Origin of the sequence: Winogradskyella sp. PE311, assembly GCF_046545555.1 — a bacterium.
Taxonomy (GTDB): domain Bacteria; phylum Bacteroidota; class Bacteroidia; order Flavobacteriales; family Flavobacteriaceae; genus Winogradskyella.
Genome location: NZ_JBHZTH010000004.1, coordinates 95,601 through 116,002, shown reverse-complemented (window position 1 = coordinate 116,002; position 20,402 = coordinate 95,601). Strand labels below are relative to the sequence as shown.

The 20,402-nt window shown below is 32.4% G+C and carries 11 protein-coding genes; 8 read left to right on the top strand and 3 right to left on the bottom strand.

The window, feature by feature from the left end; translation table 11 throughout:
• Nucleotides 1–8 precede the first annotated feature (8 nt).
• Nucleotides 9–4,616, bottom strand: a complete 4,608-nt coding sequence (locus ACFWU4_RS13145) for a PQQ-dependent sugar dehydrogenase (protein ID WP_411128621.1) — start codon at nt 4,614–4,616, stop codon at nt 9–11.
• Nucleotides 4,617–5,008: 392 nt separating this feature from the next.
• On the opposite strand from ACFWU4_RS13145, the gene ACFWU4_RS13140 reads away from it, so the two are divergent.
• The 7 genes from ACFWU4_RS13140 (at nt 5,009) to ACFWU4_RS13110 (ending at nt 13,140) form a co-directional block, all read left to right on the top strand.
• Nucleotides 5,009–6,562: a DEAD/DEAH box helicase gene (locus tag ACFWU4_RS13140; protein WP_411128619.1), complete on the top strand. Its 1,554-nt coding sequence runs from the start codon at nt 5,009–5,011 to the stop codon at nt 6,560–6,562.
• A gap of 45 nt (nt 6,563–6,607) precedes the next feature.
• The gene (locus ACFWU4_RS13135; RefSeq protein WP_411128617.1) at nt 6,608–7,726 is read left to right on the top strand and encodes a DEAD/DEAH box helicase; all 1,119 of its coding nucleotides are present in this window, start codon (nt 6,608–6,610) and stop codon (nt 7,724–7,726) included.
• 63 nt (nt 7,727–7,789) lie between these two features.
• On the top strand, nt 7,790–8,779 hold the full coding sequence (lpxD, locus tag ACFWU4_RS13130) for a UDP-3-O-(3-hydroxymyristoyl)glucosamine N-acyltransferase (protein WP_411128615.1): 990 nt from the start codon (nt 7,790–7,792) through the stop codon (nt 8,777–8,779).
• Nucleotides 8,780–8,863: 84 nt separating this feature from the next.
• Entirely contained in the window at nt 8,864–9,055 is a 192-nt protein-coding gene (locus ACFWU4_RS13125) for a cold-shock protein (protein ID WP_411128613.1), read from the top strand.
• Nucleotides 9,056–9,447: 392 nt separating this feature from the next.
• Complete coding sequence (locus ACFWU4_RS13120) at nt 9,448–10,593, top strand: hypothetical protein (protein WP_411128611.1); 1,146 nt, start codon at nt 9,448–9,450, stop codon at nt 10,591–10,593.
• Nucleotides 10,593–12,398: an adenylate/guanylate cyclase domain-containing protein gene (locus ACFWU4_RS13115; protein WP_411128609.1), complete on the top strand. Its 1,806-nt coding sequence runs from the start codon at nt 10,593–10,595 to the stop codon at nt 12,396–12,398. The genes ACFWU4_RS13120 and ACFWU4_RS13115 overlap by 1 nt, the downstream gene beginning before the upstream one ends.
• A gap of 19 nt (nt 12,399–12,417) precedes the next feature.
• Nucleotides 12,418–13,140 (top strand): hypothetical protein, encoded by a 723-nt coding sequence (locus ACFWU4_RS13110; RefSeq protein WP_411128607.1) that lies wholly within the window; start codon nt 12,418–12,420, stop codon nt 13,138–13,140.
• Between the two features lie 888 nt (nt 13,141–14,028).
• Here the strand turns inward: ACFWU4_RS13110 and ACFWU4_RS13105 are convergent.
• Together ACFWU4_RS13105 and ACFWU4_RS13100 are read right to left on the bottom strand one after the other, a co-directional pair.
• Nucleotides 14,029–14,238: a hypothetical protein gene (locus ACFWU4_RS13105; RefSeq protein WP_411128606.1), complete on the bottom strand. Its 210-nt coding sequence runs from the start codon at nt 14,236–14,238 to the stop codon at nt 14,029–14,031.
• An 89-nt stretch (nt 14,239–14,327) separates the two neighbouring features.
• On the bottom strand, nt 14,328–18,122 hold the full coding sequence (locus ACFWU4_RS13100; protein WP_411128604.1) for a hypothetical protein: 3,795 nt from the start codon (nt 18,120–18,122) through the stop codon (nt 14,328–14,330).
• A 459-nt stretch (nt 18,123–18,581) separates the two neighbouring features.
• Here ACFWU4_RS13100 and ACFWU4_RS13095 point away from each other — a divergent pair, with 459 nt between their 5' ends.
• Nucleotides 18,582–20,321, top strand: a complete 1,740-nt coding sequence (locus tag ACFWU4_RS13095; RefSeq protein ID WP_411128602.1) for a hypothetical protein — start codon at nt 18,582–18,584, stop codon at nt 20,319–20,321.
• Nucleotides 20,322–20,402 lie beyond the last annotated feature (81 nt).

Below are 20,402 nucleotides of genomic sequence, written 5' to 3'. Positions count from 1 at the left end.
ATAGATATTTACTTTATAATTAATTTTTCTATACGCTTACTTCCTAATTTATTGTTTAATTCTAATATATAAATACCTGAACTTAAATGCTCAGTTTTTATAACATGCCTCACCTTAATGGTAGATAATTGATTTTTAGTCATTTCTCTTCCTCTTAAGTCATAAAGTATAGCATTAGTATTTTGTAATACTGGGCCTTCTATAACTATAGATTTATTAACGTAATCCGTGAAAATATTTAAATCTTTTATAGATTCTTCTGGTGTAGTTAAGGATTGGTTTTCAAACAACAAATAAAATCTTCCAACACCAGTAATTTCAGCATTAGCGATAAAATTGTAACTATCCTCATTTAAGCGCGTAAACGAATTGTTAGAAGTATCTTCTAAGTACACGTTAATTGCTGACGAAACATCAGATTCATTGATACTTATAGTGATGTTGTCTCCTTGGCTTGCGTTAATCGCTAAAGGAATTCTAGCATTATTTAAGGCATCTCCACTCAATGCTTGAACAGCAAAGTTTGACCCAACACTATTTTCAACTAAATGCGTATGTAATGAGAAGTTGGAATTCGATTGATCAAAAGATGCAGCATCATAGCCTGGATCTAAACCTAGACTTGCATTCGCATTAAAGTATACTTCGGTTGTATAGGTGTTAACCTCTGAAGTCATCATTAGGTTTATGTATCCTAAATGAGAAGTAGAATTTCTACCCTGAATAAAATCATCAGAATTACCCGAAGTTCTCATATTTGGACTAAATGTAATTGATCCACCGCCAGATTTAACTTTAACAAAAAAGCCTTGTCCAGGAGCTATTAATCTATTTGGTGTTAGATTATTATAAATAATCCATCCATCTGAAGCATTTCCGTCATAGCCATAAATAGCTTTATGATTGCTAATGTCTAATTGATCTTCATTTAAAGCGAAGAACGTATCAAAATCCATATAAGAAGGGTATGGGTTTCCAATAAGGTTCCAACCTGCATAAGCACTCGAAGACTCGGTTATAGGGACATTAAATGCTCCACTGCGCAATGTGCCTGAGAAAGTGAATGTACTACCGTCAATAGCATCTTCAGAGGCATCCCTTGCAGCTCTAAATCCTATACCATTTGTTAATGGCGCTGCTGCATCATCAATATCTGAAGTTACATAGGTAAGAAAATCACCTAATGGCTCATCAAAAATTCCGAATAGCTTTTGATCTGTATTTAATGGGTTTTCATAAATATTTGGGTTAGCTGTTGCAAAATCACCAAATATTTCTCCTACAAAAGGTGATGAAATTAAATCATTTTTCGCGGCACTAGCAAATCCATTAACGTGTCTCTTATATGACATTTCTCCAACACTCGCTCCATCTACGATAAGACTAGAGTATTTTGTAGAAATAGATTCTAATACTAAAGAACCATTGTTAGTCAAATCACCATTTACCTTTAAACTTGCACCTTCTTTTATAATAAGTGCTGCGCCATTTGCAATTACTAAATCATTAATATTAAATTGTTCATCTTCATTAATTGTCCAGGTACCATCTGCTATAAGAACATTTTTATTATCTGAAGTTAATGATGGCCCTACATTATTAGACCAAGTGTCATTACAATATACCATAGCTTCGTTTGGTATAGCTATACCACAAGAATTAGTATATGGCAAAAATTGTATTAATGTTGCTTTTGGCGTTGTTAGACTGTCATCAATTAAACCTGTAGATTTACCTCCACGACCTCTTAAATGAACACCTATAACCTCATTAACACCATCACTATAAAGTTCTACTTTTATAGCATCTGCTTGTATTGGTTCTTGTGTTGTTCCATCCCAGGCAAAAATACCGTTATTAATCCAACCTCCTTGTCCATCGTCTAAAATGGTCCATGTATTATTTAAACGGTAACTAATTCTCCACATGGTATTAGGTTGTGGTGCGTCTGCATAAGAACCACCAAAAGTTATGTAATTTATATTCTTTGGATTTGGCCAATTTACTTGCCATTGAAAGGCATCATCTATTGTTGGTGTTCCTAAATTAGTGGTATAATCGAGTCCGTATTCATTAAATTCTGTAGGATCATAATAGTTGCTCACTCTAGGATCATATAATATATCCTCAAATTTACCTCTGCCATTAGTTACTGAACCCGAAAGAGTTGCTGACTTTAATAGGGCTAAATTAGTGCTTTCATCTGGCGAATTAAATGTGCTTTCAGGAGTTTCTAATTGGTTAATCCAAGAAGCTATCATATTTAAAGCGTCAGTATCTACCACTGATTTAGATAGCGGTGGCATCATTACAACCGGGTCTACACTAGCAATCCTATGATATAGTATCGATTTAGAGGCATTCCCTGGAAAAATTATTTCTTCATCAGGACTTACATTTAAAGGACTAAGAATATCAGCATTTAGTATTTCCGTAGCTTCTAAACTATTAAATAATCTTAAATCAAATTGAGCTCTATTGTTATTATCTGTTCTATGACAATATGCGCAGTTTAAATCTAAATAAGATCTTGCCTTTTCATCTAGACTAGCAGACGCATCATAAATTGATTTGCTTGTAAGAATATTTGGTGTATCTGTGTCTGTGATAGATTCACCGATAATACCTAAATGACTTAGTGTAACCAATTGATTACCTGTTAAGCCCGTTGCGTCATAAGTTAAATCCTTATTAAGGAATCGACTTCTTAAACCGAGAGCTCCTTTATTTGCAGAGTTGTGACAACTTGTACATTCTGAGTTAGATGGGAAATGCCATGTTTGTGTTCTTGTACCACCAGAAGTGGTTGTAATGTCTACCGTTTCGTCTAGCGCAACCTCTTGCAAATAGGCTTCAGTTTCTTGGTCGTTCCAATTATAAGTAAGGAAGTAAAACTTTCCATCATCACCAACAATAGAAAAACGCGTTTCGATTTTTTTAGTCACTGATGGATTATTATCGTCTACAGGTAATTCAAAATGTTTAATAATTACAGAACCAACTGGGAATTCCCAATCTCCGTTTTCAGAGTAATCTATACGTTCACCTTCAGTATCGTATGCGCCATCGTTTGGAATGGCTAGCCATCTTTTTTTCAAAGCACCATCTGACCAAAAGGACTCAACAAGTTCATAAGGTATAATACCATCATCTACCTCTAAGGTATTTAAGTTGGTAAATGCACCCGTTTCTGTTAATGTTTGGGGAAAACTATCATAATCTATAGCAGTCGGTGAAATCATTTTATATAGAGTGGTATTTGCACCTGCTTTTAAAATAAAAAGTTCTTTATTATGATCTTCACCAAATGAAATAACATTTGCTGGAGAAAAAATAGCAAGCTGCTCAAAAGACCCATCATCAATATCTACAGTCCACAATTCTTCACCAGAACCATAATCTGCACAAATATATTTACCATATAATTCGGGCATTTCGGATCCTCTATATACGTAACCACCAATTAGACTATTCACATTTGCTCTAGGAAAAGCTAATAATGGCCCTTCATGAGGCATGTCATTTAATAACTCGGAGACACAGCCATTTGGACCATCTGCATAGCCTTCAAAAACTGGCCAACCGTAGTTTTTACCTTTTTCTAATATATTTACTTCCTCATGTTTATTAAGACCTACATCACCAATATAGAATTTGCCGGTTTCAGAATCTTTTGTCATTCTAAAAGGGTTTCTTAATCCTACGCTCCAATATTCTTCAAAATTCGTACCAGCAGCATTTACAAATGGGTTATCATTAGGTATCCAATATTCTACACCAGTAATTTCGTCCGCTTCGCCAACATCTTGTGGTTTTGTTCTAGTAGCAGGATGACTTTTAGTTGGATCTTTATCTACATCTAGACGCAATACACCACCATCTAAATTATTTATAAAATCTTGCGACTTTTTCCAGGCTGTTTGATCTCCAGTTGTTAAATATAAAAATCCGTCATCTCCAAACTCCATGCCACCACCTCTATGCGTTGTGCCATACATTCTATCTTTGATTAATGTGGTTCTACTTCCAGGAATTAGGGCTAGAGTAGAGGGATCAACTTCAAATCGCTCTAATATTAAGAAATTCCCATAATACTGCTCTAAATCACAGTTTTGACCTAGGTACGAATTCGGATAGTCATTACTGTTAGAATCTTCCGTTGTATAAAAGATGTAAAAATAATTATCGCCATTACCGTAATTTGGGTGTATAGCTAAACCTAAAAGTCCACCATCCCATACAAAGCCAACTTCATCAGAGAGATCAACCAAGGTGTTTTTTTGAGTTGTATTCTCATCAGTGCTAATCCAATAAATATTACCATCTAACTGACCAACAACTATTTTATCGTCATTAGGTACAGCTTTAAAAAATACAGGATAAAAAAATGATAAATTAGGATAAGCCACTCTATATGGCTGTACATCTATTGTCGATTCTGACGGAAAAGCATTATTTAAATAAGGTGCTATCGGTTCTGCTGTGGTTAAACCTGAACCAAAGAAATACGGAACAGCACTAAACAAAAGACAACATGATAAAACAAGAATACTAACCTTTAATTTTGAATGATACAACTTTGAGTTTAAAGCTGTTTTAACAGATAAATTTTTCATTTAACAACGATTTGAGTTTCAATTTCATTGCTATAAATGCATTCTATTTGTTAATAAGCTTAAGGATAATCCATAGGTCGAAATCCTTAATAACAAGAAAAGATAAAATGTTAATAGCAACTAATGCTTAAAAGTATACTGGTACTTTGTGTTAATCAAAACTTACAGCTACTAAACATGTATTATCGTTTAAGTGCTTAATTAATGGTGTTTACCCTTTATAAATTAGAGATGAACCTATCTGAAATAGAATCGCAATTCATTTGTGTCAACAGATATTTTATTTAATCCCTTAGCGCTTGGCGAAGCTAAAAAATGCTTTTGATTAATTTTATGAACCATATCAAATAGCTTAATTTTGTAATCTTTAAAAATTCAGACTAAAACTATATATGTCAAAAACAAATCAAGCTATTCTAGAAAAGAAAACAGACAAAGAATTATACGATTATCAGCAAGGTGCTATCAGTCAAATTTTTGAGAAATTTGAGACTGCACCAGATGATTATCATTTGTTGTATCAGTTGCCGACAGGTGGTGGTAAAACCGTTATTTTTTCTGAAATGGTTCGTCAGTACTTAAAGAATCACAACAAAAAAGTATTGGTAATGACGCATAGAGTCGAGCTTTGTAACCAAACTTCGAAAATGCTTACCAGTTTTGGTGTAACCAATAAAGTGGTAAATAGTAAAGCTAATTTAGACGACCAAGCTGAATATTCTTGTTTTGTAGCAATGGTCGAGACTTTAAATAATAGACTAAATGATAACATGTTAGATATTTCTGATGTTGGTTTAGTTATTATTGACGAAGCCCATTACAACTCGTTTACCAAGCTTTTTAAATTTTTCGAAAATTCATTTGTATTAGGTGTAACAGCAACACCTTTAAGTTCTAACAAAGACCTTCCTATGAAGGATAATTATGACGAACTTATTACAGGTGAAACCATAGAAAATTTAATAGAAAACGAGTTTTTAGCTCGTGCAGAAACCTACGCTTACGATATGGGATTAACCTCATTAGAAGTAGGCTCTAATGGTGATTATACAGTGAAATCTTCAGAAGATTTATATTCTAGTCCTGCAATGCTTCAAAAATTAGTAGATGCCTATAAAAAGCATTCAATGGGTAAAAAAGCATTAATCTTTAATAATGGTATTAATACTTCAATAAATGTGTATTACGCTTTTAGAGAAGCAGGTTTACCTATTATGCATTTAGACAATACAGCAACTAAGAAGCAACGAAAACAAATTTTAGAATGGTTTCATGAAACACCAGATGCCATTTTAACTTCGGTAAGTATTTTAACCACAGGATTCGATGAACCTACAATAGATACAATTATTTTAAATAGGGCAACTAAATCTCTAACCTTATACTATCAAATGATTGGTCGTGGCTCGCGTATCCTTAACAGTAAAGCTAAGTTTACAACCATAGATTTAGGAAACAATCTATATAGATTTGGACCTTGGGGAGCGGATTTAGATTGGCAATTAATTTTTAAATCACCAAATTGGTATGCAGATCGTATAAAGAGTGATGAAGTTATTGAAGCCAACTTTAAGCACGATTTAGCAGATGAAATTAAAGAAGAGTTTGCAAAATCTGAAGAAACTTACTTTGATATAAAGCAAACGTATAAAGATGCAGTAGCAAAAGGCGAATCTTCTAAAGTAGTATTAGAACGCTCTATAGAACAGCACGCAAAAATCTGTATTGAGAACAGTGAGGATGTTTATGATGCATTAGGCTTAGCTAAAATGCTTAAGGATGATATTAATATGCGAATAGAAATCTATGCGAAGTGCATTAGTAAGAGCACAGGTAATTTTTTGAAGTGGTTAAAAGATGATTATAAGCAAAAACTCAATTCTTATTTACGTGCTAATTTTGATGAGAAGTTTGAAGAAATTCACGGATTTCCGCCAGAGGAGTAGTGCAATCTATAAAGTAAAGTTACCTTTGCGCTATAAGACTACAGTATGGCAACATTTTCAGAATTAGGTATTCATAAATCCTATGTAAAAGGCTTAAAAGAGCTTAAAATTGTAAACCCAACAGAGATACAGGAAACTGTAATTCCGGTATTATTAAAATCTAAAACCGACTTAATTGGTTTAGCTCAGACAGGTACTGGTAAAACGGCAGCCTTTGGTTTACCTGTTTTGCATCATATTGATAAAAACAATTCTGATGTACAAGCTCTAATTATTGCGCCTACTCGAGAATTGGTACAGCAAATACAGAAGCAGCTTTTTAGATTTACTAAATATATAGATGGAAAAATTTTTGCTGAAGGAGTCTATGGAGGTGAAAAGATTGATAGGCAAATTAAGGCATTGACCAGAACAACGCATATTGTTGTTGCCACACCAGGACGTCTACTCGATTTAATAGAACGTGGAGCAGTAGATATTTCTAATGTAAAAATATTGGTACTCGACGAGGCTGACGAAATGCTAAGCATGGGTTTTAAAGAAGATTTAAATAAAATCTTAAAATTTAATACCTCCAAAAGGAATACGTGGCTATTCTCTGCAACAATGCCAGAAGAAATAAAACACATTATACAAAATTACATGTCGCCAGATGCCATAAAAATTGAGGTGAACAAAAATGCTTTGGTTAATGAAAATATTTCGCATCACTACATTTCTACACAGATAAAGGATAAGTTGAATACGATTATCCGAATTTTAGACAAGCGCCAAGACGAAAGAGGTATCATATTTTGCAGAACAAAAGCAGGTACTAAAGCCCTTGCCTTACAATTGCAGCAAGAAGGTTATGCAATTGGTGCGTTAGAAGGTGATATGCAGCAGAAGGACCGTGATAAAGTAATGCGAGCATTTAAAAATGAAAGTATACAAGTTTTAATTTCAACAGATGTTTCAGCAAGAGGTATAGATGTTCGTAATTTAGGATTTGTATTGCATCATCAATTACCAGAGCATTTAGACTACTATACACATAGAAGTGGAAGAACAGCAAGAGCTGGTAAAACAGGACAATCGATAGCTTTAATAATTCCTGGTGAAATGCAAAAGGTTATTGATATTCAAACAGCTTTGGGTATTGTTTTTAGAGAAATTACAATGTAGTACTAAAGCTAGTTTATTAGTATTACCTTGTGTGTTTTATAATCAATATACAATAGTATTCTAATGAAATCATTCTCAATTCAAGATATCAATGCCATTATTAATGGTGAAATTTCTGGTGCTACTAACAATGCGATAACAGGATTAGAGCAAATACAAAAAGCAAATAAAAATGAGGCTACCTTTATTGGTAACCGAAAATATGTAGCACTTTGGGAGACTTCTAAAGCAAGTTTAGCCATTGTTAATGCTAATTTAGATATTGAGCCAGGTGATAATCGTGCATTGATTAAAGTAAAAAATGCAGATTTAGCTATGGCTAAGTTATTAGAAGAATTCACACCTGAACCTCCACACTTTGAAACCGAAATTCATCCTGCCGCTGTAATAGATGCCTCTGCTAAAATTGGCAGTGGAAGTAGAGTTGGAGCCGGTTGCTATATTGGCAAAGATGTTGTTTTAGGTGAGAATGTAACAGTATATCCTAATGTAACTATTTTAGACGAAACCACAATTGGAGACCACACGACTGTATGGTCTGGCACAATAATACGAGAACGCTCTGTTATTGGTGCGCATTGTATTTTTCATAATAATGTAAGTATCGGAGCAGATGGTTTTGGCTATCGTCCAAGTGATGATGGTAGAGGATTGGTTAAAATTCCGCATATAGGAAATGTGGTGATTGGTAATGGGGTGGAAATTGGAGCAAATTCTTGTGTAGATCGCGGTAAATTTAGTTCTACACAATTAGGAGATGGTTGTAAGATCGATAATTTGGTGCAGATTGGACATAATTGTGTGCTTGGTCGTTCTTGTATTATGGCTGGTAATAGTGGACTTGCAGGCTCTGTAACATTAGGAGATGGAGTAATAATAGGTGGATCTGCATCTATAAAAGACCATACTACAATACATTCTGGAGCAACTGTTGGTGCAGGTTCTGGTGTTATGAATGATGTTGCCGCTGGGAAAACTGTATTGGGTTATCCTGCTGTAGACTCTAGAGAAATGCTAAAACAATGGGTCGCACTTCGTAAACTAACACGCTAATTTCGGGCATTTTAAATCACTTTATATTTTGTGGCACACTTGTTGAATAACTCATAGTATTATTAATAAATTAAATATAATACAATGAGTACAGGAACAGTAAAATTCTTCAACGATGCAAAAGGCTTCGGATTTATAACAGAAGAAGGTTCAAACAAGGAACATTTTGTTCACATTTCTGGATTGGTAGACGAAATTCGTGAAGGCGATAAAGTAGAATACGATCTTACAGAAGGAAAAAAAGGATTAAACGCCATAAACGTAAAAGTTATTTAAATATATCGCTTAACCTAAGTTATGAAAGCCTATCACTATGTGATGGGCTTTTTTTGTAGTTATGTATTGGATGTTTTTATTTCTAATTATAGCGTTATTATTGAGATCTATTAGGATAATACCATAATAATACCTAAATTTATTTTCCTTAAAAATCTATCTCATTTTTATTTTTTAATTGACTAAAGTGTAACACTTTATAAATTTCTGCTACTTATTATATGTGCTAACCAAGCTTAATATGATAACTTATTTTTTTATACCCACTGAAATAAAAGAAAACTTTTTTAAAAAGCAGGTGTTCTAAACCTGCATATTATCCGACAGTCCCATAATTCCCCGTTTTTTTATCCCTTAACAATTAGTATTAATTAATTTAAAAACAAAAAATTATGAGTAATCCAACAGATGACGCTATTAACATCACAGTTACTGTAGACACAGACAACATCACTGAATCAAACAAAGATTGTTCAGTTGTATTTTCAGAAGATCTAGGTGGGCCAATTCAAGATCCTTGTGCGCCTGCAAATTTTTTAACTGAAGTCGAAAAAAATCAAGTGATAACATGGACTGCTGTTCCTAAAAATGGTGGAAGTACAGTCGTGTTTTTTCAGAACGTAAAAAGAGAAGGAGGAAAGTCTATTTTAAAAGATTTTAAACGTGGTAGAGCACATAATGTTTATACTTCTAAAATTAGAAATGATAATTCTCTAAAAAAAGACGATGAGGAAAATTATAGTATTACAATAGGCCTCAATGGTTATGAAGGTATGGCTGGTAGTAATGAAAATGGACCAATCGTATATTTAGGCAAAACTGTAGCTTATATGAATAGTTACGCTGACAATATTTGGCATACAGTAGCAGAAGCGCCTTTTGAAATTGAAGGTATTGCAGGTCATAATACTGATGGACCAATTATTTTTTCAGGTAATCGTGTAGCTTACATGAATGGCTACGGAAGTAATACATGGACAGAACTACCTTCTGCACCTTTTACTATTGAAGGTATAGCTGGTAATAATAATGTTAAAGGTGTTCTTGCTTACTCAGGTAACCGTGTGGCTTATTTGCATTATAGTGCGCAAAGTACTTGGGTAGAAGTAAATAATGCTCCTTTTGATATTGAAGGTATAACTGGTGATTATTATGGTGGACCTATTGTGTTTGCTGAAAATCAAATCGCTAATATGGGTAATTATGAAGCTAATACCTGGCAAATAATACAAGCTCCATTTGATGTTGAAGGTATATCTGGTAGCAGAACAAACGGCTTAGTTATATATGCAGGTTCACAAGTAGCATACATTACATCATATAATTCAAGTCCGTGGACACAAGTTGCTCCAGTACCATTTATTATTGAGGGTATATCTGGAAATGGCACCAGAGGTCCAATCGTTTTTTCAGGTCCTCAGGTAAAGTATATGTCAGATTATAGGGCGAACCAATGGCATGATGTCGCTCCTATGCCTTTTAGTACGCGGAGTTTTACGATTGATCCAAGATTAAGATTGAAATCTCACGCAAGATAATGATGATGTTAAACAATATAAAGACCTATATATGCTGTATAGGTCTTATTTTTTTCTGTACACAAAAGATTTGTGGTCAAAACCAAAAAAAAGCAGATCATTTAAAAGCCTTATACCAATCAGGTAAATACGAGATTCCTGAACATTTACTTTTAATTCGTATTGCCGAATCTGAAGTTAATCCTGACTCTGCCTTATATTATGCCAATATCCTTATTAAGAAAGCTGTTAATTTAAAACCAAAAGATTCTGCTTTAAGAGCTCTTAAAATTGGATACCTAGCGAAAGGAAATGCGTTTCTCATTAAGGGAGAAAATTCAAAGGTTATAGAAGCGTTTCTTAAAGGTCTTGAGTATGCAGAACAGACTAAAGATAAAAATACTATAGGAATACTTCAGGTTTCTATAGCTGATACTTATGTTCTTATGGAGAACAATGAGTTTGCTGAGCAACACTATATTCAGGGAATTGAGTTGTTAAGGAAGATTCCGGATTCATTGAATTTAGCATCTGCACTTTTAAATGCTGGTGATTGGCTAACTAGAATTGAAGAGTATAATAAGGCATTGTTATATTTTGAAGAATCTAGTACTATTTTTGAAAAAAGAAATTATTTAGTCGGAAAAGCATACAACTTAGGAAATATAGGAATGGTTTATGCCGAGCAAAATAAAGATGAACTCGCGGAAGATAAAATAAATGAAGCCATTAGTATTCTAGAAGGTTTAGAAGATTATTATCCAATATCTGTTTATTTAACATATTTAGCTGATATATATGTTGACAAGGAAAATTTTGATTTGGCTTTTAAATTTGCTAATCGTAGTTTAAATTTAGCAAAGGCCTATGGTTTAAAGGAACAAATAAGAGACGCTAACCTTAAACTTTCTGAACTCAATGAAAAAGCTGGCAATGGAGACTTTGCTTTAAGTTATTATCGGGACTATATTATTTATAGAGATAGCATCCGAAATATTGAAGAGGTTCAGAAAATTTCTAATGCTACAAACAGTAAAACATTAGCTGAATTAGAACTTGAAACTCAAAAGCGTAAGACGCAACGCATTATGCTATGGTCAACAATTGGTGTGTTATTCCTCATTGGTATATTAGCCTATAATTTATTTAAGAAAAATAAATTTGTAAAGAAGACCAATAAAATAATTGCGGCTGAAAAAGACCGTTCAGATAAATTACTGCTTAATATTCTGCCAGAAGAAACCGCTCAAGAGCTAAAAGATAAGGGTAGAGTAGCGGCTAAAAAGTATCCTTCGGTTACTGTTTTGTTTTCCGACTTTAAAGGGTTTACGAGTTATGCTGAGAATCTTTCACCAGAGAAGCTCGTAGAAACTATAGATTATTATTTTTCTGAGTTTGATTTAATCATGGAAAAACATGGTCTAGAAAAAATTAAAACTATTGGAGATGCCTATATGGCTGTTGGTGGTTTGAGTTATGATAATGTGGACCAAGCTAAAGAGATGGTATTAGCTGCTAAGGAAATGAATGCTTTTGTCTCCAATGCTAAATTCGATGATATTACAACAGCAGATTTTGATATTAGGATTGGAATTAACACAGGACCTGTAGTAGCTGGAGTCGTTGGTACTAAAAAATTCGCTTATGATATTTGGGGAGATACTGTAAATATTGCATCACGTATGGAAAGTAATTCTAAACCAGGACGTATCAACATTTCTGAAGATACTTATAATATTCTCAAATCTGAGTTTGATTGTGAATATCGTGGTGAGCTCGATGTAAAAAATAGAGGTTCAATGAAAATGTATTTTGTAAACTCATAGTAAAATTCTTTAATATTATATGAAATTATTTAACGGATTACGATTTAAAATGATAGAAGGGAAGCGTCTAAAAAATTATTTGGCTTATGCTATAGGGGAAATTTTACTTGTTGTTATCGGTATTTTGGTTGCAGTAACCATTAATAACTTTAATGAAAACAAGACGCTTGAAGAAGATACAAGAAAAATCGCATTACAAATTGAAAAGAAAATAGAAGAAGATCTCGTTATTATTAAAGAGGTGAGATCTGCAATTGCCGAAGATTTAAAACTCTACGATTTATATCTAAAAAAAGATAAGACCGACTCCGAAAAATTGAATGCCGTATTGCAAGCACCGTTTTTGGTTACTATAAACATTCAATTTTTACCTGTAAACCCAATTGTATCATCAATTATTGAAAAAGCATCGCTAATTAATTCTGATATTTCTAATAAGTTAGTGCAAATTGAACAAGTCTATAAATCTGTAGAGCTTGGATTACGGCCAATGGAAGATATTATTAAAAATGAACTCATTGCAAACTTACGCTACATAAAAGATAATTTTAATTGGTACGAGAAATTAGTAATAGATAACTCTAGTTTTACAATAGAGGAATATAAATATTTTGGTTCTGATGATTATAGAAATCGCGTGGTACACATGAAATTTTTGTATACAAATGGTTACGACGGACAGCTTGAAGAAATGGAAGCTGTTTTAGAAAAGGAATTAGCAGAACTTAAAGCAATGTTTTAGACTATTCTAATTTATTAAAATACTATTTTACATAATGTAAATTATAGGACATAATACAACAATTAGCGTAATAGCGCTTTTCAGTGATATTTGACATAATCATAGTTCTAGAATCACGCAGTGTTCTATAACGTTAATGATTATGTACAAGCTAATTGTGAGTTTGAAACTATTAGTTTAAACAAACTACAGAACTAATTGCGTATCCAACTAAAACCATCCACTGGATGCTTTTAATTGAATAGTATGTCAAATGTCCGCTGTCAAACGCTCGATTGCGTTGATAAAATCAAATTACTATTGTAATTTATTTTATATGCAATTTACAGCCGCTTGCCAGCCGCACAATAAAAGCTAGCTTTTTACTTCTATTAAAAATCGCGTAAACGACAAAATGTACGTGATAAAAAATTTTAGACGATTCTCGTGGATTGCCACAAGAGCATAAATTTTGAGAAATCGAGTTTTTACGAGATTCACGAACTCATTTAAAGTTTTATCTAATTAAGTAAATACGTGAGTAAAAATAAAATTCTATGCACTTGTTATATTTAGAATTCCAAATGGGCTTTTTTTAAGTTTCTATATCTTTTGTCTTGAAACAAAAGAAACAAAAATTCAAGGCTGCATATAATTTTGGAAACAATTAACGGCTCATTCGCTAAATTTTAGATTATTTAGCGTTAAGAGAATGTCCTGTGGACATTATTAGCTAAATACGATTCGAAACATGCATTTAGTAAAGTGTTGTATCCAAATACAATCATCCACTGGATAATCGCATTTGTATAGTCTAAAATATTACGCTCCACTCACCTATTGTTTTACCAAAATTTTATGAGGCCGAGCTAAACATTGAGGTTCTATTTTACATAATATTGCAATCTTTTAACTGAATTCCGCTTTATCAATTATTTTCTTGGCTATAGATTCGAAATCGTCACCAGAATAAACTTGAACCTTAATTATTTGATCATTAAACGTAGCTTTAATGTCACCTAAATGATCCTTACTTATGGCATAATAATCTACAGATTCAACGCTACTAAACATGCCACTAGTTCCTAACTCCGTGACTAAATTTGATAATCCTAACATATTTTTACTTTTAATAAATTAATACTCTAAATTTCCTCGACAGAATCCCATCGTCTATTGCTTTAACCAAAATTTTATGAGGGCAAAACTTAGTAATTCAACTTGCCACCTAACGCTTCATTATCCTCCCGTTTGGCTCGCCTATTATAATCATCTCTTATGCGTTTAAAAACGTTTGAAACAATTGGAAATTCGACATAAGTCAAATTATAAATTTCATCATAAATTTTAGCTTGGTCATACTCTAAATTACCACCTGCATGAGCTCCTCTAACGGTAACTCCTCTACTATTTGTAATTCCTATTTCAAACATAAGTAGCATTCTATGAGAATTAATTTCCTCTAATGTTTCTAAAATTACTGAAGGAAACCAAGTTTCGTGCAATCCTTTTGGATATTTAGATAATAGTGTACCTATTACTCCTTCTACGGATTCAAGCCTGTCATCTTTTTTAGCTAATTCTCTAACTTTACTTATCCAAGCTTTTAGTTTATCTCCATCAATAACAGCTTCATCATTTGTGCCAGGGATAATGTTAATGTTTTCTAGAATTTTATGCTTAGAAAAAATAAGATCTGACTCCTCTTTTGTTCTTTTGGAGCGTCTTTCTGCTTTTTCTTCATCACTCATACCATTTGGAACATAAACTTCATTTAAAAAATGACTGAATAACTCGGGCTCTTTAGCAATAGCTTTAAATAAAAATCTAGGTTTTCTTTTACTATTAAAATCATTTAAATCAAATAGGTATTTCAATTCTAAAACAGCAATCTCATCTTCTACTATATCAGCTCTAGAATCCAATTCTGAGAAGATGTTTTGGATTGACCATGTGTGAAGTCTACTGTTTGTTGGGTTTACAAAGTCAGTTATTTTTGCATCTCTTAAGAGTTTAATAATATCTGTTGTCTCATATTTTTTCACTCGTTCAGGATGTCCCAAATGATTTAAAACAGCAATAGTTCTATCATATTGAAGGAATTTAGAAATTGCATATTTAAAGCTTTCTTCATCAGGTGGTACCCAATCATATTTATTCTGCCAATAATATTCTTCAATATTTTTATTGTTAAGTGTCTCAATAAACTTCCATAATTGAACATTTGGTGATAAAGCAAGTAGAAACAGTGATTGTTGCATTTCATTTGCATTATCAGTTTTCAGTTTATTAAAAATTTCTATACAAGTTTTAAAACCTATTTGTGATTCTTTGGTTCTCACATATTGAGAAGCCAGTTGCTCATTCTTTTCTATTTTACTTCCTAATAGGTTTAGTATTTTATTTTCTATATTTTCATCTAATGTGATTTTTGCCAGAGCTTCTCCTAAGTACATTGGGTATTCCAATGTTGAAGCAAGTTCAATAACGTCATCTAATGAATTACTTTTAAGAAAATCAATTAAAAAATCAACTCTTTTGGATACAATAATTTTATTGTTTTCATCAATATTCATCTCATCCTTGCCTTCAAAAAATTCAGGATAACTATCTTCAAATAAATAGATATCCTTTAAAACAAGGTCTTTTGGCTCAAATTTAAGAGCCACTGTTTCAAACTCATTAAGGATATCAATTGGTAGAGCCCATCTTGCTTGTTGAAAGCTTCGATGTTTACCAATTAAATTTCTAAATGCGTGATAAACTATAGACCTATCTTCTTCACTAGTGGGAATATTATTACTGATATGCTCCAAAGCATCATTTATTTTTACATTAGTAAAAACATCTAATTTGTCTATTAATGATGATATTTTTGCAGGACTATTACCAGCAAGCTCAATTAAATTTGAAATTGCAAAATCTTCCATTTCCGACCTTTCTCGGTTAGTCACTGACACATCCTCAATATTATTGAAAAGTCTCCATTCCATTCGACTACCATGAAAAGCCACATCGTGCTGTTTGCCTATCAGATTATTAAATAAAATATATGCTATATCTGGAAAGCGCTTACGTATTAACTCTAACGCTTTTATTCTTATTTTTAATGGAGCTAAAGTCTGTGGATACCAGCTTCTATAAATTGAGTTTAGAGTTGCCAGAGGTGTGTTTGCATTTGGGTAATCTTTTGGGCCTTTTTCAATTAGCTGACAAATAATCAATGATACTTTGGATAAGTTTTCAGGCATCCAAGCTATTTGTTCTAAAGTCCATAATAGGTAAGGTAAATAGCTATTCTTACTTAACATAGTATCTTCAACCTCAAAAAATGAATCAAGTTTATCAGAAGTAACTAATGAATCTATTTCTTCTAACATAATTGATGGAGCTGCCTCTCCTAGCCTCATTAAATTACTTGACAATGACCTCCAAGTATTTGCATCACCATTTTTCAGTATCTCTCTAATGATATTATTGACATATAACTCAGGTGAGAAACCACAATTAACACCAAACTCTTCACCATAAACTGATAATATAATAAGAGTTTCAGCGATACCTCTTTTTAATTCAGTACTATATTTAGGTATTGCCTTGTGAATAGCTGCCATATATCGCTCTTCTGGCTTTAAATCTAAAGCCGGATTATGTTCACTTAATACTTCAATAGCGATTTTCGTAAACCTTTCTAAATCTTCGGCAGTTATATGCTTAGCCATAAACAGCCAACTATCTGTATGGGAAATTAAACGCCAATTATCATTAACAAAGAGAACATTTGTTTCTTCCAACGCTAAAAGTTCTCTAAGTGTTTTTTCAAACTCGCTGTACTTTTTTTCACTAATATTTTGAACTATTTCCCTGTCATATTGATTTGTGCTTTTGAATCTAGCTAATAATAGAATTGGTAATAAGCTTCTTTTTTCAGTTGCCGTATACCATTTTGGTTCTGCATCACTTACTTTAAGAGTACGCCTTAAAACACTAATATTTCTGGCTGTATTTTTAGATAATTGCCTAGACTTTTCATTTCCAATCCCCATCTTTTTTAAAGATTCGATAAATGGCTCGAATTCAATAATCGGCAAAACAATTTCATCATTTTTTTTAGAACTGTTTATTGTTGACGGAACAATAATAATATGATTATTAGATTTTGCTTTGGCAATATCAATTTCTTCGATTTGACATTTTGGAATAATTATTAATTGTCTTTTTTCATTAATCAATCTTTGTAAACTATGGGTGTCTGTTGGAATTAGCGTTTTTGATAAAATAGACTCTTTCATTTTACTTTCCATTGAAACAATAGTAGCCAATATAAAAGCTAAGGCTTCATCCGTTGTTGGAGCTTTCATGTAAGTCGCAGTTCCAGTTGAATCAAGTAATAAATGCTTTAACGATATTACTGCTGCTTCCCTACCTCCTATTAATATTTCTGGAGGAAATTCAAACTTATCCGTTTTAGACCAAATACTCCAAAAATCTTCCCCAATATAGACACCTTCTGTTGTTAAACGCAAATGGTTGGCCATCCAATAATCTACACCTCTTGCAATATCTAACCATTGTTCTAAATCAGTGGCATCATAACATTTTACATCTTTCCAAATTCCTTCTTTATTTTTTTCTTCAGCCCATTCGGTTTTTCCAACCCAAACTCTTGAAGTTAAAAAAACAAATGTCGTTTCAGACTTAGTTACTCCCAAAGAATCTTTAGTTCTCTTCGCATAATCTTTATTTGCTTTGGTTTTTGTATCCGAATTAGTCCCAAATTCCCATACAGAATCGCCTTCTGGTATATACTTATTCCCTATTGATGTTTTTAGTATGCCATCATAGCCACCTATATATGTATCTTCTTCAGCTGGGAAATCTGCCGATTTTATATCGTCAAAATTTAGACTAGCAAATATTAGTTTTCTTGCCAATAATGGTAATATACCTTTACTATCTAGAGTACTTGCCCATTGATTTAGATGAATTGATTTAACTATCATATTAATTTATTTGATATACTTCTAATATCAAGAACTTTACCTTAAGAGAGTTATAAGACAACTTGACATATTATAGAAATACTTGTATTTATTTTGCCAATACGACATATAATATCCTAGATATCAAATAATTATAAAAATGAAAAAAGCAGGAATAGTTACTCCTGCTTTTAATCTATATAGAATCCCGATGGGATGAAAATTCATAAGGGGATTCGAACCCCTAAACTTTTTCAAGCGCCTGATTGACAATCAGGTGTGTATACCAATTCCACCATATGCTCATGTTTAATACTGCAATTATTATGCCATTTTTTGCTTAGACACTCCGCTTTTCTCCTATCATCACTTCGTAAAAAGAGTGCTTCATTAGAAGAGTAACAACATTTATTTTGGTTTTAGTTTAAGTGGGTGATATTATTTTTTAACTTGTTGAATTAATCAAAAGAACTAGAATAATTGTTTAAACTCGGAATTAATTTTGAAGCCTGTTTCCCAAATGAAGAACGCTCTACATTAGAGGAGTACTTATCAGGAATTGATAAATCCGACTTGTTAAAAATGGGTTCTTTTTTTTTAGGTTTCAACACAGAGAAATCAAGATACTCTGATATTATTCATTTTTTGCAAATGTATTTCAGCTCTGAAAACTCTGATTTTGCACAAACTATATATTCTAATATATTACAATATGTAGAAAATGAATCATACCCTCTAAGTTTTTATGAAGTGCCTTATCCAGTATCCAGTTTAAGGCTTTTTGAGTTCATTTTTGATCACATACCTGACGAACAAGAAACTACAAAAACAAACCAAGAAATTGAGCAAGATACTTTTAAAGCTTATGTTCTATTAAATCAAATTACAATTACTGAGAGGGATATAAAAAGTACCCAAATAAGAGAGGAAAATAATTTAGCCTTTACTGCTGCTCAGGCACTTTTGCAGATTAGCTTTCACAACAATGATATTATAAATTTTAGAGTTGAAAAACTTTACGAATGTCAATTTAAGAGAGCCTTATTTTATTTTGAATTTTTATCCGAACGAGAAGACTGTCAAGCTTTGCTTGAAGCCTTTTATGCGCATTACGAAGTTGCAGATTATAAAGATTATCTAAAACGTCTATTCGGAATAGTCCAGGCAGTTTTAATGATGGATAAAGAATCTCATGTCGAAATTCATCTAGAAGAACAAGAAAGTATGGCATTCATCGATAAGCATGTAGCTAGTGTTGATGAATCAATTACTGAAGTTGATTTTCTAAAAGTGAGAAGTAATCCTTTATACAAATTTGAAGAAGATAAGTACAGAATCATTTCTCCTTTATTTACAATTGAAATGATTTATAATGGACTATTTTTTAGATTGAAAGCTATTAATAATCAATTGCCAAATACAGATAAAGTTACTGGCTTTTATAACCTTAAAACGTATCAATTTAGTGAGCAATACGTTTTATCTAAGTTGTTAAAAGAAATTTACGGTAATAGATATATTCAAAAATCTGGTTCTGTACTAGATGGTGTCATGGATGGCGCGCCAGATTACTATATGCGAAATGGTAAGTATATCCACATATACGAATCTAAAGACATTTTGATAAGTAAGGAAAGTAAGCAATCTTTTGATTACAGAGATTTAGAAAATGAACTGAAGATCAAGCTTTTTGAAAATGAAAATGGTAGTCCTAAAGCTGTCAGACAATTAGTAGAAACTATTAGAAAAATACTTAATGGTGAAGTTATTTATGACCCGAACATACCATTGACTAGAGTTCAAATATTTCCAATATTAATTTTACATTACAGAATGTTTAATGCTGCTGGATTAAATAATGTAATAAATACATGGTTTGTTTCAGAATTGACACGATTAAGAGATTTAGGATTAGATATTTCAAGAGTTCACGACCTTGTAATTATTGATGTTGAAACCTTAATGTTTAATAAGGATGCTCTAATAAAAAGGAAAATAACTATACAAAACGCCTTACTTGAATATGAAAAATATTATTTAAGATTTAATCTTGCAAATGCACGACCAAGACCTAGAAGTCAAGAAGAAGTAAATAAGTTAATTGAAAATTCCCTACTGCCTTTTTCTTTTTATATCGATAATAAAATAGAAAAGTTAGGTTATCAAAGATCTGGTAAAGATTTACTTGAAAAGGCTAGTGTTTTATTTGAAGAAGAATAATAGCTAATTATAAATACGGTTGATTAACGTTTGATTAAAACGTAATAGTTTATCCTTAAATACATTTACCCATTCCACACA

Coding starts and splice junctions, on each gene's coding strand:
- ACFWU4_RS13145 (WP_411128621.1), bottom strand. CDS start 4,616: ATGAAAAATTTATCTGTTAAAACAGCTTTAAACTCAAAGTTGTATCAT.
- ACFWU4_RS13140 (WP_411128619.1), top strand. CDS start 5,009: ATGTCAAAAACAAATCAAGCTATTCTAGAAAAGAAAACAGACAAAGAA.
- ACFWU4_RS13135 (WP_411128617.1), top strand. CDS start 6,608: ATGGCAACATTTTCAGAATTAGGTATTCATAAATCCTATGTAAAAGGC.
- lpxD (WP_411128615.1), top strand. CDS start 7,790: ATGAAATCATTCTCAATTCAAGATATCAATGCCATTATTAATGGTGAA.
- ACFWU4_RS13125 (WP_411128613.1), top strand. CDS start 8,864: ATGAGTACAGGAACAGTAAAATTCTTCAACGATGCAAAAGGCTTCGGA.
- ACFWU4_RS13120 (WP_411128611.1), top strand. CDS start 9,448: ATGAGTAATCCAACAGATGACGCTATTAACATCACAGTTACTGTAGAC.
- ACFWU4_RS13115 (WP_411128609.1), top strand. CDS start 10,593: ATGATGATGTTAAACAATATAAAGACCTATATATGCTGTATAGGTCTT.
- ACFWU4_RS13110 (WP_411128607.1), top strand. CDS start 12,418: ATGAAATTATTTAACGGATTACGATTTAAAATGATAGAAGGGAAGCGT.
- ACFWU4_RS13105 (WP_411128606.1), bottom strand. CDS start 14,238: ATGTTAGGATTATCAAATTTAGTCACGGAGTTAGGAACTAGTGGCATG.
- ACFWU4_RS13100 (WP_411128604.1), bottom strand. CDS start 18,122: ATGATAGTTAAATCAATTCATCTAAATCAATGGGCAAGTACTCTAGAT.